Origin of the sequence: Streptomyces sp. NPDC002888 (assembly GCF_042888465.1) — a bacterium.
GTDB lineage: Bacteria > Actinomycetota > Actinomycetes > Streptomycetales > Streptomycetaceae > Streptomyces.
Map to the genome: position 1 here is coordinate 47,523 of NZ_JBIAPU010000037.1, position 16,779 is coordinate 64,301.

The following is a 16,779-nucleotide window of genomic DNA, read 5'->3' on the forward strand; positions in this document are numbered from 1 at the left end:
GCGGCGCTCCGCGGCAACAGGGGACAGTTCGAGAGGGGAATCAGCGCGTGACCGTCAACATGACCAAGGGTCAGGCCATCAGTCTGCAGAAGAACGACGGGGGCAGCCTGACCGCGGTGCGCATGGGTCTCGGCTGGCAGGCGGCTCCGCGGCGCGGCCTGTTCGGCTCGCGTACGAGGGAGATCGACCTCGACGCCTCGGCCGTCCTGTTCGCGGACAAGCAGCCGGTCGACGTCGTCTTCTTCCGCCACCTCGTGAGCGACGACGGCTCCGTGCGCCACACGGGCGACAACCTCGTCGGCGGTGTCGGCCAGGGCGGCGACGACGAGGCGATCCTCGTCGACCTGCAGCGCATCCCGGTCCACATCGACCAGATCGTCTTCACCGTGAACTCCTTCACGGGCCAGACCTTCCAGGAAGTGCAGAACGCGTTCTGCCGCCTGGTCGACGAGACCAACGGTCAGGAGCTCGCCCGGTACACGCTCGCGGGCGGCGGCGCCTACACGGCCCAGATCATGGCGAAGGTGCACCGGACGGGCCCGGGCTGGACGATGACGGCCATCGGCACCCCGGCCAACGGCCGCACCTTCCAGGACCTGATGCCGTCGATCCTGCCGCACCTGTAGGACGCCCGGCGAGCAGCAAAGAACACCACAACGACACAGGGGGACGAAAGGCGATGACGGCCGAGCTGGTGCGGGGGCAGAACCACCCGCTCTCCCAGGCCCGCCTAGAGATCCGGGTCTCGGCCGGCAAGCCGGTCGTGGTCGGCGCCACGCTCGGCGACGAGCACGGCAAGGTCCACGGCGTCGAGTGGGTGGCGCACCCCGGCGCGCCCACCCTGCCCGGGCTCGAGGTCTCCCGGCAGGCGGCAGCCGACCACCGGCTCGCGGTGGACCTGGACGCCGTGCCGGAAGCCGTCCACCGTGTCACCGTGCTGCTCGCCCTGCCCAGCGGCGTCGGCGGACCGCTCAGCTTCGGAGTGGTCGCCGCTCCCTTCGTCGCGGTCACCGCACCGGACGGCACCGAGATCGCCAGCTACACCGTCACCGGTCTGGAAGCCGAGTCGGCGGTCGTCGTGCTGGAGCTCTACCGCCGCCAGGGCGCCTGGAAGGTGCGCGCCGTCGGCCAGGGCTACGCCGGCGGACTCGGCGAGCTCTTCGCGGACCAGGGCGTCCCGCAGGCCCAGCAGCTCGCGAGCAGCATCAACGAGGCGGTCGCCCAGGGCCTGGCCCGCTCCGTCGCGGCCCCGCCGCCGCGTACGGCCGACGGCGACCGCTCCCGGCAGGCGGCCGCACCGGCGCTCGGCCCGGACCAGGGCGGCTCGCCCTACGCGACTCAGGATCAGGGCGGCTCGCCCTACGCGGCCCCGGGCCAGAGCACCGCGGGAACACCCGCGGGCTACCCGGCAGGCGCGTCCCCCGCGGACTCCTCCACCGCCGGCCAACCGACCACGCCCACCGTCGGCGGCCCGATCGACTACAGCCCCCCGCGCCGTCAGAACGCGGCTCCGCCTCCGCCTCCGCCCACCGCACCCCCGGCTGAGCCCGGACAGCCCGCGCGGCCCGTCGCCGGTGACGCGACCGGCTGGACCATGGAGGAGCGGCTCTACAACCAGGTGTGGGGCATGTTCGAGGACCTGGCTCGCACCGCTGCCGCCTACCGCAGTGCCGTCGACTTCGCCGAGTCCCGCATGGAGAAGGAGCTCGACCAGGTCCTGTCCGACCCGCGCAGCCGCATCGGCGGGCAGGGAGACGCCGCCCGTGAGGCGGCCCGCGCGAAACACGCCCAGCTCGTCGACCAGGCCCAGCAGGCCCTGGACCGGGACATCGCCCAGCTCGCTGCGGAGGCCGAGGTCGTCGAACCCGCGCTGCCGCCCGCGTACGCCGGCTGGGACAACCCCGTCTGGCACGGCTACCGCGTCCCGATGGAGATGCCCATGGCCCTGCGCCTCGGCGAGCTCCATCTGCCCGAGGCCGACCAGCTGCGCGTCCCGATGCTGGTCCGGCTGCCGTTGGAACGCGGTCTGTGGGTGGACAGCGGACGGACCGGATCGTCCGACGGCTCGTTCGCAGACTCCCACGACCTGCGCCGCCTGGCCATGGAGACGGCAGTGGCGCACGTCGCCCGGCTGCTCGCGGCCCACCCCGCCGGCGAGTTCACGGTGCATGTCGCCGACCCGGCGGGTTCGGGGGCACAGGAGCTGGTGCCGCTGGTGCAGTCCGGTGTCCTCGCGGGCCCGCCCGCCGTGGGTGCCGCGGGGGTGGCGGACGTCCTCGCCCGGCTCACCCAGCGCGTCGACCTGGTGCAGATGGCGGTGCGCGGCGGTGCCGCCGACTCGCTCCCGCCCGGTTTCGACACCTCGCAGCAGCTGCTGGTCGTCAACGACTTCCCGCACGGCTTCGACGACCGTGCCGTGACCCAGCTCCGCTACCTCGCGGACGAGGGCCCGGCCGTCGGTGTCCACCTGATGATGGTCGCCGACCGCGAGGACGCCGCCGGTTACGGTCCGTTGCTGGATCCGCTGTGGCGCTCGCTGCTGCGGCTGACCCCGGTCGCCGACGACCACCTCGCCGACCCATGGGTGGGGCACACCTGGACGTACGAGCCGTCGCTCGTGCCGTCGGGCAGCCAGGTCCTCCAGCATGTGCTCACGCAGGTTGCTGCGGGCCGTCGCTCATGGAACCAGTGACGGCTGGCCACGTCTGCCCCAAGTCCCCGTAAAGCTGGCTGACCAGCTGCTTTGGAACTTCCTTTACCAATCGCTTTACCTTTCCTTGGTGATTGGGGTACTGTTTTCCATACGGAGGGGAGTACTCCCTGTCTGCTGCGGCGTACCCGTCAATACGGATCAGGCCAGATCCCGGGGCGTCGGCCCGTGGACTCCCGGCGCGTCCAGCGCCCGGGAGTCCGGGGTGGAAGAGACCTCCGGCAGCGCGACGACGCTGATTACCTGCCGTTACGTACTGCTGGAGGCGCAATGGATGTTTCCGTGACCCTGTGGGTCCTGACCATCGCGGGCCTTGCCGCCCTTATCGCGGTCGACTTCTTCATCGGCCGCAAGCCGCACGACGTCTCGATCAAGGAAGCCGGTATCTGGACGGTCGTCTGGATCGTTCTCGCCGGCCTCTTCGGACTCGGCCTGCTCGTCTTCGGCGGCGGCCAGCCCGCCGGCGAGTTCTTCGCCGGCTTCATCACCGAGAAGTCGCTGAGCGTCGACAACCTCTTCGTCTTCGTCCTGATCATGGCGAAGTTCGCGGTCCCGTCGCAGTACCAGCAGCGGGTCCTGCTCATCGGTGTGCTCATAGCCCTGGTCCTGCGGGCGATCTTCATCGCCGCGGGCGCCGCGATCCTCGCCAGCTTCGCGTGGGTGTTCTACCTCTTCGGCGCCTTCCTGATCTGGACCGCCTGGAAGCTCATCCAGGAGGCCCGGGCCGACGAGGAGGACGAGGAGTTCGAGGAGAACAAGCTGCTCAAGGCCGCCGAGCGCAGGTTCGGTGTCGCCGACCGCTACCACGGCACCAAGCTGTGGATCCAGCAGAACGGCAAGCGGGTCATGACCCCCATGCTGGTCGTGATGCTCGCGATCGGTACGACCGACGTCCTGTTCGCGCTCGACTCGATCCCCGCGATCTTCGGCCTGACCCAGGACCCGTACATCGTGTTCACGGCCAACGCCTTCGCGCTGATGGGCCTCAGGCAGCTGTACTTCCTCATCGGCGGCCTGCTGAGGAAGCTGGTCCACCTGTCGTACGGCCTGTCGATCATCCTGGGCTTCATCGGCGTCAAGCTGGTGCTGCACGCGCTGCACGAGTCGGGGGTCCACGTCCCGGAGATCAGCATCCCGGTCTCGCTCGGCGTGATCTGCGCGGTCCTGATCGTCACCACGATCACCAGCCTCAGGGCCTCCAAGAAGCAGGAGGCGGCCGAGGCGGCGCAGGCGGCGAACGAAGGCAGTCCGAAGAACAGCATCGACGTCTGAGCAGCGGCACCCGTCGCACACGTCGCACAAGGAGGGGCCCGGCAGGTCGACTGCCGGGCCCCTGCCGGGAGGCGTACCTGGAGTCGGCCGTCAAGCCGTGGCCGCCGCCTCCGCCACCACCGGCACCGGGCGTGTCTCCGGCAGCAGCGCGAAGCACCCCAGGCTGAAGAGGGCGACGCCCGTCAGATAGGCGCCCACGCCCCAGGGCACCCGCCCGCCCTGTTCCGCCAACGTCGTGGCCACGATCGGGGTGAGCGCGCCGCCGAGGACCCCGCCGAGGTTGTAGCCGACGGCGGCACCCGTGCACCGGACCCGGGCCTCGTACAGCTCCGGCAGATACGCGGCGATCACCGCGAACATGGTGACGAACGCGACCATCGCCCCCAGGAAACCGAGGAACATCAGCAACGGCTCCGCCGTCGACAGGAGGGCGACCATCGGCAGCATCCACAGGGCCGCAGCGGCACACCCCGCCAGGCACAGCGGCCGACGCCCGAGACGGTCGCCGAGCAGCGCCACCAAGGGCGTGAGCGCCCCCTTCACCACCACCGCGGCCATGATGCAGGACAGCATGACCACTCGGCTCACCCCGAGCCGCTCGGTCCCGTAGGCGAGGGACCATGTCGTCACGGCGTAGAAGAGCGCGTACCCGACCGTGAGTGCTCCGGCGGTCAGCAGGACGAGTCGCCAGTGGTCCCGCACCACCTCGGCGAGCGGTACGCGCGCGGGGGCCTCGATCTCCAGAAAGCGCGGGCTCTCGACCAGCGACGAACGCAGCCAGAGGCCCAGCACGGCCAACACTCCCGCTGCCCAGAACGGCACACGCCAGCCCCACTGCGCGAACTGCGCGTCGGACAGCGTGGCGGTCAGAGCCAGCACCACCCCGTTGGCGAGCACGAAGCCGACGGCCGGGCCGACCTGCGGGAAGCTCGACCACAGCCCGCGCCGCTCGGGAGGAGCGTGCTCCGCGGTCAGCAGCACCGCTCCGCCCCACTCCCCGCCGAGGCCCAGCCCTTGCAGAAACCGCAGGACGAGGAGCAGCACGGGGGCGGCCACCCCGATCGTGTCGTACGTCGGCACACAACCGACCGCGACCGTCGAGCCGCCGGTCAGCAGCAGCGAACCGACGAGGACCGGCCGCCGCCCGTGCCGGTCACCGATGTGCCCGAAGAGCACCGACCCCAACGGCCGCGCCCCGAAGCCCACGCCGAACGTCCCGAAGGCGGCCAGCGTCCCCGCGACCGGCGAGAAGGTCGGGAAGAACAGCGGCCCCAGGATCAGCGCGGCCGCGGTCCCGTAGACGAAGAAGTCGTAGAACTCGATGGCAGTCCCGGCGAGCGAGGCGGCCGCGAGCCGCAGCATGGAAGGTGCCCTTACGGTGCGTACGTCGTGCATGCCGCGTCAACTACCCACGGTGATCGGGAGTTACGGGGGCGCGCGGAGGCGGGCGGTCTCCGTCAGTACGTGACCGTGATGCGCCGGGCAGGCCCGTCGACGCGGACGACACCGCCGTAGGGGATGACGAGCTGTGGATCGGTGTGGCCGAAGTCCACGTCGAAGACGATCGGGGTGGTGGGGGCATATATACGCATGGCCCGCAGTACGGCCTCACGCTGCTCGGTGGCGTAACGCGCACCCTCCTCCGGGCTGTTGGGCCGCTCGAAGGACCAGGTCTTGGCGCGGCCCATCAGGAGGGCGGAGAAGCGCTGGAGCAGGCCGCGCTCACCCATGTTGCGCAGGGTGCGGAAGACCTCCGTGGCGCTGGGCAGTTCCTCCGTGGTCTCCAGGAGCAGCACTCCGCCCTCGTATTCCGAGAGGTCGCGCGCGATCTCCCGGTCGGCCATCAGCAGCCAGCCCACGATCTCCAGACAGCCGCCCCAACTGCGGCCCTCGACCACCCGGTCCGGATTCACCCACGTCCATCCGCTGCCGGGCCTGGTCGCCGGTTCCGCCTCGAAGGTCGCCGGGTCGGCCCAGTCGCGGTTGACGTCGTTCCAGCGCTCGGCGGGCTTCAGTTCGTACTCGCCCGAGGTGAACAGGGCGGCCCGCAGGGAGTCGGCGGTCAGCTGGTCCATGGCGACCGGGCGGCCCAGCGCGGTCATCACGGTCGCGCCGTGGTAGCCGACGATGCCGGTGGTGTAGAGGAATGCGAGCAGGTTCGTGTTGTCGCTCATCCCGAAGAAGGGCTTCGAGTTCGCCCGGATCAACTCCCGGTCCAGAAACGGCAGCACGGTGATCTGGTCCTCGCCGCCGATCGACGCCATGACCGCCTTGATGTCCGGGTCGGCGAACGCGGCGTGGATGTCGGCGGCCCGCTCCTGGGGCGTCGAGCCCATCTTGCGGGTCGTCGGATACTCCACCGGTTCGAGCCCGAACTCCTTGCGGAGCCGCTCCAGGCCCAGTTCGTGGGGGCGTGGGAAGAGCCCGGGCAGACCGGCGCCGGGCGAGATCACGGCGATGCGGTCACCCGGTACGGGCTTCGGCGGGTACGAGATCGTCGTCATGCCGGGAGGGTACGGGCCGCACCGCGCGCGGTGCACCGTGATAAACCGGGTCCGAGCAGCTCACCTTCACCGGACCGGAGGAACCGTGCCCCGTACCCTGGCCAACGCCCCGATCATGATCCTCAACGGCCCCAACCTGAACCTGCTCGGGCAGCGTCAGCCGGAGATCTACGGCAAGGACACACTGACCGACGTCGAGGCGCTGTGTGCCAAGGCGGCGGCCGCGCACGGCGGCACGGTCGACTTCCGGCAGTCCAACCACGAGGGTGAGCTGGTCGACTGGATCCACGAGGCGCGGCTGGGCCACTGCGGGATCGTGATCAACCCGGGCGCCTACTCGCATACGTCGGTCGCGATTCTGGACGCACTCAACACCTGCGACGGCCTTCCGGTGCTGGAGGTCCACATCTCCAACATTCACAAACGCGAGTCCTTCCGCCACCACTCGTACGTCTCGCTGCGCGCCGACGGGGTCATCGCCGGATGCGGAGTGCAGGGATACGTGTTCGGAGTGGAGCGGGTCGCCGCGCTGGTGGGCGCGGCGCAGGCCGACGTGTAAGGACCGATGTCCTGGGCGGGCGGCTATTACAGCTCCTACAGCCGTCCCGCCTCCACGATCCGTCGCAGGAAGCGCTGAGTGCGCTCCTGCTGCGGGTCGGCGAAGATCTGCTCGGCGGTGCCGTGTTCCAGCACCACACCTCCGTCCAGAAAACAAACCTGGTCGGCGACCTCGCGGGCGAAGCCCATCTCGTGCGTGGCCAGCACCATGGTCATGCCGTCGCCCTTCAGGTCCCGGACGACGTTCAGCACTTCTCCCACGAGCTCGGGGTCGAGGGCGGCGGTGATCTCGTCGAGGAGCAGCAGCCGGGGTCGTACGGCCAGGGCGCGCACGATCGCGACCCGCTGCTGCTGGCCGCCGCTCAGCCGGTCGGGGTACTCGCCCGCCTTCCCGCCGAGCCCGAGCCGCTCCAGCAACTCGCGGGCGTGCCTCTCGGCCTCCGCGCGGGCCACTCCGTGCACGCGGCGCGGGGCGAGCGTGATGTTCTCCAGGACGGTCATGTGCGGAAAGAGGTTGTACGCCTGGAAGACCACGCCGATACGGCGCCGCACCGCGTCCTGGTTCACACGAGGGTCGGTGATCTCCTCGCCGTCCAGCCAGATCGCGCCGTCGTCGATGTCCTCCAGGAGGTTCGCGCACCGGAGCAACGTCGACTTGCCGGAGCCGGAGGCACCGATCAGCGCGGTCACCGTGTGCGGGGCGACCTCCAGGTCGACGTCCCGCAGGACGACCGAGTCGCCGAAGGTCTTGCGGACGGACTCCATGCGGAGCACGGGCGCGTCGCTCATAGGGATCCTCCCTGGGCCCGCTGACGGTCCATTCTGGCCGTCACCCAGTCCGTGAAGCGGGTCATCGGGATGGTCAATGCCACGAAGACCAGACCGGCGACGATGTACGGCGTGTAGTTGAGGCTGCGGCCCACGATGATGTCCGCGGCGCGCACGGCGTCGATCGCGCCGCCGATCGACACGAGCCCGGTGTCTTTCTGCAGCGACACCAGGTCGTTGAGCAGCGGCGGCACCTGGCGCCGCACCGCCTGGGGCAGGACGACGTACCGCAGTGCCTGGCGGTTGGTGAGGCCGAGCGAGCGGGCCGCGGCGCGCTGTGAGGGGTGGACGGACTCGATGCCGGCGCGGAACACCTCGGCGACGTACGCCGAGTACGTCAGTGTCAGCGCCGTGCCGCCCAGCAGCACCGGATCGACGGTGACGCCCTGGAGCCGCAGCGCCGGGACGCCCAGGACCACGATCATCAGGTTGATGATCAGCGGAAGGCCGCGGAAGAAGTCGGTGTACGCCGCGGCCAGCACACGCAGGGGGAAGAACACCGGGCCGCGCAGCGTACGGGCGATTGCGATCAGCATGCCGAGGACCAGCACCGCGGCGCCGCAGATCAGCAGCAGCCGGACGTTCAGCCACAGCCCCTCGAGAACTTTCGGGAACGCCTCGCGCGCGTACTGCCCGCTGAAGAACGTCTCCTTGGTGCGCGGCCAGCCGGGCGCGCTGACGACGACCAGGTAGAGGACGACGCCCGTGACGAGGGTCGAGAGCGCGGCGACCCCTGTGGCGCGGCGGGCACGCAGGCGCTTGTACCGCTCGCGTTCCAGGCGCCGCTGCGAGGGGACGTACCCGTCTCCGGCGCCCGGCGGGGCACCCTCACTGCCGGACATGTCACCCTTGTCGTCTGCGCCTTCGTGGCCGGACTCGTCCTTCGTGACCGTCACTTGAGCACCGGGGCGTCGACCGCGTCGGAGAGCCACTGCTTCTCCAGGTCCGCGAGTGTGCCGTCCGCGCGCAGCGCGTCCACGGCCTTCGTGACGCAGGAGGTGAGCGCGCTGCCCTTGTCGAGCACGAGCCCGAACTGCTCCGGGGTCCCGCCCTGGTTTTCGAACTGGCCGACGATCCTGGCGTCGGTCACCTCGGCCGCGGTGATGTAGAACGCGGTCGGCAGGTCGGTCACGATGGCGTCGACCTGGCCGTTCTTCAGCGCCGACTTGGCCTGGTCGTTCTTGGCGTACACGGCCGCCGCCTGCTTCGGCTTCACCACGTCGTTGATGTAGTCGAGGCTGGTGGTGCCGACCTGGGCGCCCAGCTTGACGTTCTTCAGGTCCGCGATGCTCGTCGCCTTCGCCGCCTTGGAGTTCTTCAGCGCGATGACGGCCTGGCGCACGTCGTAGTAGCCGGAGGAGAAGTCCACGGCCTTCTTGCGCTCCGGGCTGATCGACACCTGGTTGATGTCGAAGTCGAAGGTCTTCTCGCCGGGCGCGAAGGCCTTGTTGAAGGGGACGCTCTGCCACACGACGGCGCTCTTGTCGTAGCCGAGCTGCTTCGCCACGGCGTACGCGACCGCCGACTCGTAGCCCTGGCCACTGGCGGGCTTGTCGTCCTTGAACCACGGCTCGTACGCCGGCTCGTCGGTGGCGATCGTCAGCTTGCCGGAGGCCTGAGTGGCCAACTTGCCCTGGGCGCAGGTGTTCCCGGCCGAGGCGGACGGCGTGTCGGCCGCCTTCTCCTCCGGCTGCGGAGCGCAGCCGACGGCGGTGGTGAGGAGGGCTACGGTGGCCGCGGCGAGGGCACGGCGCAGGACGCGCGGGGCAGGATGCATGGCGCGAGAGTGGCAGCGAAAGCGGTGTTTGTCGAGGTCACACCGGTATTCGTCCGCAATGTGGGAACGGGTGTTGCAATCTCGTGAACGCGTTTGGCGAAGGAGGTCATTCGCCTGGGCCGCCGGCCGAGGGCGGGGATCGGTGACCGGCGGCCCATACCGTGCAGGAGCCGTCATCCTGCGCGGGGCAAAGACCAGTTGACCGCGCAACCATCTGGGCCGGGAGCGCGCACAAGGCACGGGCGCGTGCACGCAATTCACACGGGGCGCGCGTTCAGTGGCGCGCGCCCCCTACGGAGGGAGCCTTCACCACCCGCGCGCGTGCCACTCCGGCAGATGCGGCCGTTCCGCGCCCAGCGTGGTGTCGTTGCCGTGTCCCGGATAGACCCAGGTCTCGTCCGGCAGCACGTCGAAGACCTTCGTCTCGACGTCGTGGATCAGGCTGGCGAACGCCTTCGGATCCTTACGGGTGTTGCCCACACCTCCCGGGAAGAGACAGTCCCCCGTGAACACATGGGGATGTCCGTGCGGGTCGTCGTAGACGAGGGCGATCGAGCCCGGTGTGTGGCCGACGAGATGGCGTGCGGTGAGTTCCACGCGCCCCACCCGGATCACGTCGCCGTCGTCCACGAGAACGTCGGTCGGTACGGGGATGCCCTCGGCGTCGTCCCGGCCCGCGTACGTCCGGGCGCCCGTGGCCGCCACGACGTCGGCGAGCGCCTGCCAGTGGTCGCCGTGCTGGTGGGTCGTCACGACGGACGCGATGCCGTCGCCGCCGATCATGCCGATCAGGGTGTCGGCCTCGTTGGCCGCGTCGATCAGCAGCTGCTCGTCCGTGGCGCGGCAGCGCAACAGGTAGGCGTTGTTGTTCATCGGACCGACCGCGATCTTGCTGATCATCAGGTCCTTCAGCTCGTGCACGTCAGCCGGGCCGCCGACCGTCACCTCTCCGCTGTACGTCATGGCGGTCAGCCTATAGCGGGGGGAGGGCCGGCAGCGGTCCGCCGTCGACGGTCAGGCCGGAGCCGTCACGGCGGCCGGCGAGCCAGCCGAGCAGCTCGGCCGGGCTCCCCGTGACGATGCCCCCGGGCTCGTCCGCCTCCCTGCCCGTGCTCCACGCGCGCGTGCCGTCCGTGAGGCGGGTGGGCGGCACGTCGGGGTGCCCGGTGAACCGCTCGGCGAGGAAGTCGATCTCCCGCTCGGTGAACTCCGCCGGCAGGTCCTTCAGCTCGTAGCCGATGCCGAGGTCCACATGGTGCAGCTCGACCTCGGCCCAGCGCCGGAAGGGCACCCGGGATGCGGAGTCGGTGACCCCGTTGCGCAGGGTCACCGTGCGCGACCAGTCCGCGGACACGGCCCCCGCCTCCTGGAAGCGTGCCCCGCTCTCGCGCACGTCCACGAGCTGGGCGCTCAGGGGGCGTGGGGCGTCCCGCTCGATGTCGGCGTCCCGCGCGTGGGCGGTGACATACATGGGGCGGCCGCCGAGGACGTTCACGAGGGCGTCCGCGTTGCGGGCCACGTGGGCGAGGACGTGGCCGCGGCTCCAACCCGGCAGGAGTGACGGTTCGGAGACGGACGCGTTGTCCAGTTTGGCGACTGCGGTGAGCAGCCGCTCCGTCGCGTCACGTACAGACGCCAGGTCATGCGCGTGATCAATCATGGTGCCGACCCTAGCCCCGCCACTCCTTCGGGTGAAGGCGGCAGACCGGGACCGCAAATCGAATGCGCGTGCTATATGGTCGGTGACGGCGTCGGGCATGCTGGATGGTCGGGGATTGTTGTCACTCGGTGAATCCGACCGGCGTTGTCAGTGGCTCCCCCTAGTCTGAGAAAGCACGGGGGCCCCGCCCCTGTCACTTCTCTCAAGAAAGGTGCGGACCGGCGTGGCCGACCGTCTCATCGTCCGTGGCGCGCGCGAGCACAACCTGAAGAATGTCTCGCTCGACCTGCCCAGGGACTCGCTCATCGTCTTCACCGGCCTGTCCGGTTCGGGCAAGTCCTCCCTGGCCTTCGACACGATCTTCGCCGAGGGCCAGCGTCGCTACGTGGAGTCGCTCTCCTCGTACGCCCGCCAGTTCCTCGGCCAGATGGACAAGCCGGACGTCGACTTCATCGAGGGCCTCTCCCCGGCGGTCTCCATCGACCAGAAGTCGACCTCCCGCAACCCGCGCTCGACGGTCGGCACGATCACCGAGGTCTACGACTACCTCCGGCTGCTCTTCGCCCGCATCGGCAAGCCGCACTGCCCCGAGTGCGGCCGTCCGATCTCGCGTCAGTCGCCGCAGGCCATCGTCGACCGGGTCCTGGAGCTGCCGGAGGGGAGCCGCTTCCAGGTGCTGTCGCCGCTCGTGCGCGAGCGCAAGGGAGAGTTCGTCGACCTCTTCGCCGACCTCCAGACCAAGGGCTACAGCCGCGCGCGGGTCGACGGCGAGACCATCCAGCTCTCCAGCCCGCCCACGCTGAAGAAGCAGGAGAAGCACACCATCGAGGTGGTCGTCGACCGCCTCACGGTGAAGGACTCCGCCAAGCGCCGCCTCACCGACTCCGTCGAGACCGCCCTCGGCCTGTCGGGCGGCATGGTCGTGCTCGACTTCGTCGACCTCCCCGAGGACGACCCCGAGCGCGAGCGCATGTACTCGGAGCACCTGTACTGCGCGTACGACGACCTGTCCTTCGAGGAGCTGGAGCCCCGCTCCTTCTCCTTCAACTCGCCCTTCGGCGCCTGCCCCGACTGCACCGGCATCGGCACGCGCATGGAGGTCGATCCCGAGCTGATCGTCCCCGACGAGGACAAGTCCCTCGACGAGGGCGCCATCCACCCCTGGTCGCACGGCCACACCAAGGACTACTTCGGCCGCCTGATCGGCGCCCTCGCGGACGCCCTGGGGTTCAGGACCGACATCCCCTTCGCCGGTCTGCCGCAGCGTGCCAGGAAGGCCCTTCTCCACGGCCACAAGACGCAGATCGAGGTCCGCTACCGCAACCGTTACGGACGCGAGCGCCTCTACACCACGCCCTTCGAAGGCGCCGTCCCCTTCGTCAAGCGCCGGCACAGCGAGGCCGAGAGCGACGCCAGCCGCGAGCGCTTCGAGGGCTACATGCGCGAGGTGCCCTGCCCCACCTGTCAGGGCACGCGCCTGAAGCCGATCGTCCTCGCGGTCACGATCATGGGGAAGTCCATCGCCGAGGTCTCCGGCATGTCCATCAGCGACTGCGCGGACTTCCTGGGTGAGCTGAAGCTCAACGCCCGCGACAAGAAGATCGCCGAGCGGGTGCTGAAGGAGGTCAACGAGCGGCTGCGGTTCCTGGTCGACGTCGGCCTGGACTACCTCTCGCTCAACCGCGCGGCCGGCACGCTCTCCGGCGGCGAGGCGCAGCGCATCCGCCTGGCCACCCAGATCGGCTCCGGACTCGTCGGCGTCCTGTACGTCCTCGACGAGCCGTCCATCGGCCTGCACCAGCGCGACAACCACAGGCTGATCGAGACCCTCGTCCGACTGCGCGACATGGGCAACACACTCATCGTCGTCGAGCACGACGAGGACACCATCAAGGTCGCCGACTGGATCGTCGACATCGGCCCCGGCGCCGGTGAGCACGGCGGCAAGGTCGTGCACAGCGGCTCCCTGAAGGAACTGCTCGCCAACGCCGAGTCGCAGACCGGCCAGTACCTGTCCGGCAGGAAGTCCATCCCGCTGCCCGACATCCGGCGCCCGCTCGACCCGTCCCGGCAGCTCACGGTGCACGGAGCCCGCGAGAACAACCTCCAGGACATCGACGTGTCGTTCCCGCTGGGCGTGTTCACCGCGGTCACGGGTGTGTCCGGCTCGGGCAAGTCGACGCTGGTCAACGACATCCTGTACACGCACCTGGCCCGCGAGCTGAACGGCGCGAGGAACGTGCCCGGACGCCACACGCGCGTGGACGGCGACGACCTCGTCGACAAGGTCGTGCACGTCGACCAGTCGCCCATCGGCCGCACTCCGCGCTCGAACCCGGCGACGTACACCGGCGTTTTCGACCACGTCCGCAAGCTGTTCGCCGAGACCACCGAGGCGAAGGTCCGCGGCTACATGCCCGGCCGTTTCTCCTTCAACGTCAAGGGCGGCCGCTGCGAGAACTGCGCGGGCGACGGCACGATCAAGATCGAGATGAACTTCCTCCCGGACGTGTACGTCCCGTGCGAGGTCTGCCACGGCGCCCGCTACAACCGGGAGACCCTGGAGGTCCACTACAAGGGCAAGTCCATCGCCGACGTCCTGAACATGCCGATCGAGGAGGCGACGGAGTTCTTCGAGGCCGTCCCCGCGATCGCCCGTCACCTCAACACGCTCAAGGACGTCGGTCTCGGCTACGTCCGGCTCGGCCAGTCCGCGACGACCCTGTCCGGCGGTGAGGCACAGCGTGTGAAGCTCGCCAGTGAGCTCCAGCGCCGCTCCACCGGCCGCACGGTCTACGTCCTGGACGAGCCGACCACCGGTCTGCACTTCGAGGACATCAGCAAGCTGCTGACCGTCCTGGGCGACCTGGTCGAGAAGGGCAACACGGTCATCGTCATCGAGCACAACCTCGACGTGATCAAGACCGCCGACTGGGTCGTCGACATGGGCCCCGAGGGCGGCGCCGGCGGCGGCCTCGTCATCGCCGAGGGCACCCCCGAGGAGGTCGCGGGAGTTCCGGCCAGCCACACGGGCAAGTTCCTGCGCGAGATCCTCGGCGCGGACCGGATCAGTGACGCGGAACCGGTCAAGGTGCCGCGGAGCAGGGCGGCCGCGAAGACGGTCGCCGCCAAGTCAACGGCGAAGAAGACGGCCACCGCCAAGACGACGCGGGCCGCCGACAACACGGCCGCGAAGAAGGCGGCCGGGGCCACGAAGAAGGCCGCACCCGCGAAGAAGACGACGCGGGCGCGCACGGCCTGAGGCTCTCCGGTATCAAGGCCCGACAAGTCCGGCAAGCGCGGCGCCCCGCGGGAACTCCCCGCGGGGCGCCGTCCGTTGCACAGCAGGTCACCGCTCGTAGGCCACCGTCACAGTCGAGCAGGAGCGCACGCTCTAGACCTCGCCCACCTCGCCCACCTCGGCCGCGTACGGCGGCTCGGCGCCCGGGCGGGAGCAGGTGATCGCCGCGGCGCGGGCCGCGTAGCGCAGGAGTCGGGTCCAGCCGTCGGGGCCCAGGGTGTCGAGGGCCGCCGGGGAGAGGGCGTCGCGTGTGGACAGGCCGTGCAGGAGGGCCGCGTTCACGGTGTCGCCGGCGCCGATGGTGTCCACGACGTCGACCTTCTCACCCGGCACGGAGTGCTCGCCGCCGTCCCGGGTGAAGACGGTCAGTCCGTCGCCGCCCCGCGTCACGACGACCGCCGCGGGACCGGAGGCCAGCCATTCGCTCGGGGTTCCGCCCAGCCACTGCGCGTCCTCCGCGGACAGCTTGAGCAGCGACACCGACGGCAACCAGCTCTTGAACCGGGCCCGGTAGGCGTCCGCGTCGGGGATCAGCCCCGACCGGATGTTGGGGTCGAGCGCGGTGAACACGCCCTGTGCGGCCGCTGTCCGCATCAGCTCCTCGTACGCGCTCGCGCCCGGCTCCAGAACGAGTGAGCACGTGCCGAAGGACACCGCGCGCGTTCCGGCGGGCAGCTGCGCGGGGGCGGTGAACAGGCGGTCGGCGGTGCCGTCGACGTAGAACGAGTAGGCGGCGGAGCCGGTCTCGTCGATCGTGGCGACGGCGAGGGTGGTCGGTTCCGTGCCGCGCTGCACCGCCGACACGTCCACGCCCGCCTGCCGCAGCCCGTCGAGCAGGGCCTCGCCGAAGGCGTCGTGGGACGTGCGCGAGCAGAAGGCGGTGGGCGAGCCGAGGCGGCCGAGGGCCACGGCCGTGTTGTAGGGGCCGCCGCCCAGCGCCGGGCGCAGGGTCGCGAGGGCGCCCGCACCCTGCGGTACCAGGTCGATCAGGGCCTCACCGGCGACGACGATCACGGGGCTGTTCCTTTCTCGGGCGACTGGAGCGTCTTGGGCCGCGCGGGCTGTTCGGGGCAGCCGCACGACGTGCGGTGGACGAAGGCGCAGGGGAGCCGCACGGTCCGTGGGGGCCGGTCCGGCGTGGCGAGCCGGTCCAGAAGCACCTGGACCGCCCGGGCGCCGATCTCCTTGCTGGGCTGGGCGATCGCGGTGAGTCGGGGTGCGAACAGATCCGCCCAGGCGAAGTCGTCGAAGCAGCACAGGGCGATGTCGTCGGGCACCGACATGCCGCGCTCGCGCAGGGCGCGCAAAGCGCCGATGGTCATCGCGTTGTTGCCGGTGACGAGCGCGGTGGGCGGGGCGGCGAGGGCGAGAAGCGCTTCCGTGGCCCGTTCGGCGCCGGCCGTCGCGGAGTCGCCGTGGACCAGGAGCCGTGCGTCGCAGGGGAGCCCGGCGGCCGCGAGGCCGTGGCGGTAACCGGAGATCCGCTCGCTGGTGGTGCTGAGCCCCGGCAGGCCCGCGACCAGCGCGATCCGGCGGTGGCCGAGGTCGGCGAGGTGGGCGACCAGCAGGGCCATGGGCTCGGCGTTCTCGGCGCAGACCTGGTCGAAGCGGGGGGCGCCGTCCGCCCGGTCGTCGATCACGCGGTCGAGGAGGACGGCCGGTACGTCGTGCCGGGTGAGGTAGGCGAGGAGGTCGGGCGGGTCGGCGGAGGGCGCGACGATCATGCCGTCCACGCGCCGCTCGTGCAGCAGCTGGACCACCTTGCGCTCGTGCTCCGGGTCGTCGTGCGGGTCGGCGATGAGCAGGCTGTAGCCGTGTTCCAGGGCGCCGGCCTCGACGCCCTGGAGGATCTCGGTGAAGTAGGGGTTGCTGATCGCCGAGACCGCGAGCCCGATGGAGCGGGTGCGGGAGGTCACCAGGGAGCGGGCGAGGGTGTTGGGCGTGTAGCCGAGTTCGTCGATGGCGTCGAGTACGGCCTGGCGGGTGTGGGGGAGTACCGGGCGGGTGTCGTTCAGGACGTGCGAGACGGTGGCCACGGAGACCCCGGCGCACCGTGCGACGTCGGCCATGGTGGGCATCGGGTCTCCTTTCCCAGGCACCTTCCTCTGGCCGGGAAGGTATCCCATTCGGGAGCGTACGTAAACGCTTGCGCAAGCGTTTACGCGGCCT

Annotated in this window: 14 protein-coding genes; 5 read left to right on the forward strand and 9 right to left on the reverse strand. The window is 70.3% G+C overall.

Annotation, left to right across the window (positions count from 1 at the left end):
- The first annotated feature begins 47 nt into the window (after positions 1-47).
- From ACFYWX_RS41375 to ACFYWX_RS41385, 3 genes are all read left to right on the forward strand, one after another.
- Entirely contained in the window at positions 48-626 is a 579-nt protein-coding gene (locus ACFYWX_RS41375; RefSeq protein WP_389430326.1) for a TerD family protein, read from the forward strand.
- A 53-nt stretch (positions 627-679) separates the two neighbouring features.
- The gene (locus ACFYWX_RS41380; RefSeq protein ID WP_389430327.1) at positions 680-2,692 is read left to right on the forward strand and encodes a TerD family protein; all 2,013 of its coding nucleotides are present in this window, start codon (positions 680-682) and stop codon (positions 2,690-2,692) included.
- 288 nt (positions 2,693-2,980) lie between these two features.
- A complete protein-coding gene (locus tag ACFYWX_RS41385; protein WP_389430329.1) occupies positions 2,981-3,982 on the forward strand; it encodes a TerC/Alx family metal homeostasis membrane protein in 1,002 nt (333 codons plus the stop codon).
- A 90-nt stretch (positions 3,983-4,072) separates the two neighbouring features.
- Here the strand turns inward: ACFYWX_RS41385 and ACFYWX_RS41390 are convergent, their stop codons facing one another.
- The gene (locus ACFYWX_RS41390) at positions 4,073-5,377 is read right to left on the reverse strand and encodes an MFS transporter (protein WP_389430331.1); all 1,305 of its coding nucleotides are present in this window, start codon (positions 5,375-5,377) and stop codon (positions 4,073-4,075) included.
- A gap of 62 nt (positions 5,378-5,439) precedes the next feature.
- Positions 5,440-6,486, reverse strand: a complete 1,047-nt coding sequence (locus tag ACFYWX_RS41395) for a S66 peptidase family protein (RefSeq protein WP_389430332.1) — start codon at positions 6,484-6,486, stop codon at positions 5,440-5,442.
- Positions 6,487-6,571: 85 nt separating this feature from the next.
- On the opposite strand from ACFYWX_RS41395, the gene aroQ reads away from it, so the two are divergent.
- Entirely contained in the window at positions 6,572-7,045 is a 474-nt protein-coding gene (gene aroQ, locus ACFYWX_RS41400; RefSeq protein ID WP_389430334.1) for a type II 3-dehydroquinate dehydratase, read from the forward strand.
- A 35-nt stretch (positions 7,046-7,080) separates the two neighbouring features.
- Here the strand turns inward: aroQ and ACFYWX_RS41405 are convergent, their stop codons facing one another.
- From ACFYWX_RS41405 to ACFYWX_RS41425, 5 genes are all read right to left on the reverse strand, one after another.
- On the reverse strand, positions 7,081-7,833 hold the full coding sequence (locus ACFYWX_RS41405) for an amino acid ABC transporter ATP-binding protein (RefSeq protein ID WP_389430335.1): 753 nt from the start codon (positions 7,831-7,833) through the stop codon (positions 7,081-7,083).
- Positions 7,830-8,768 carry an amino acid ABC transporter permease gene (locus tag ACFYWX_RS41410; protein ID WP_389430336.1) on the reverse strand — a complete coding sequence of 313 codons (939 nt, stop codon included), beginning with the start codon at positions 8,766-8,768 and terminating at the stop codon, positions 7,830-7,832. Before ACFYWX_RS41410 ends, ACFYWX_RS41405 begins: the two co-directional genes overlap by 4 nt.
- Positions 8,765-9,649 (reverse strand): ABC transporter substrate-binding protein, encoded by an 885-nt coding sequence (locus ACFYWX_RS41415; protein WP_389430337.1) that lies wholly within the window; start codon positions 9,647-9,649, stop codon positions 8,765-8,767. Before ACFYWX_RS41415 ends, ACFYWX_RS41410 begins: the two co-directional genes overlap by 4 nt.
- A 306-nt stretch (positions 9,650-9,955) precedes the next feature.
- Entirely contained in the window at positions 9,956-10,612 is a 657-nt protein-coding gene (locus tag ACFYWX_RS41420; RefSeq protein WP_389430338.1) for an MBL fold metallo-hydrolase, read from the reverse strand.
- A 10-nt stretch (positions 10,613-10,622) separates the two neighbouring features.
- Positions 10,623-11,309, reverse strand: coding sequence for a maleylpyruvate isomerase family mycothiol-dependent enzyme (locus tag ACFYWX_RS41425; RefSeq protein ID WP_389430339.1), 687 nt, complete (start codon positions 11,307-11,309; stop codon positions 10,623-10,625).
- A gap of 223 nt (positions 11,310-11,532) precedes the next feature.
- On the opposite strand from ACFYWX_RS41425, the gene uvrA reads away from it, so the two are divergent.
- Entirely contained in the window at positions 11,533-14,571 is a 3,039-nt protein-coding gene (gene uvrA / locus ACFYWX_RS41430) for an excinuclease ABC subunit UvrA (protein WP_389430341.1), read from the forward strand.
- A gap of 132 nt (positions 14,572-14,703) precedes the next feature.
- Here the strand turns inward: uvrA and ACFYWX_RS41435 are convergent, their stop codons facing one another.
- Together ACFYWX_RS41435 and ACFYWX_RS41440 are read right to left on the reverse strand one after the other, a co-directional pair.
- The gene (locus tag ACFYWX_RS41435; protein ID WP_389430342.1) at positions 14,704-15,624 is read right to left on the reverse strand and encodes a carbohydrate kinase; all 921 of its coding nucleotides are present in this window, start codon (positions 15,622-15,624) and stop codon (positions 14,704-14,706) included.
- Positions 15,621-16,688: a LacI family DNA-binding transcriptional regulator gene (locus tag ACFYWX_RS41440; RefSeq protein WP_389430343.1), complete on the reverse strand. Its 1,068-nt coding sequence runs from the start codon at positions 16,686-16,688 to the stop codon at positions 15,621-15,623. The genes ACFYWX_RS41435 and ACFYWX_RS41440 overlap by 4 nt, the downstream gene beginning before the upstream one ends.
- Positions 16,689-16,779: the final 91 nt, after the last annotated feature.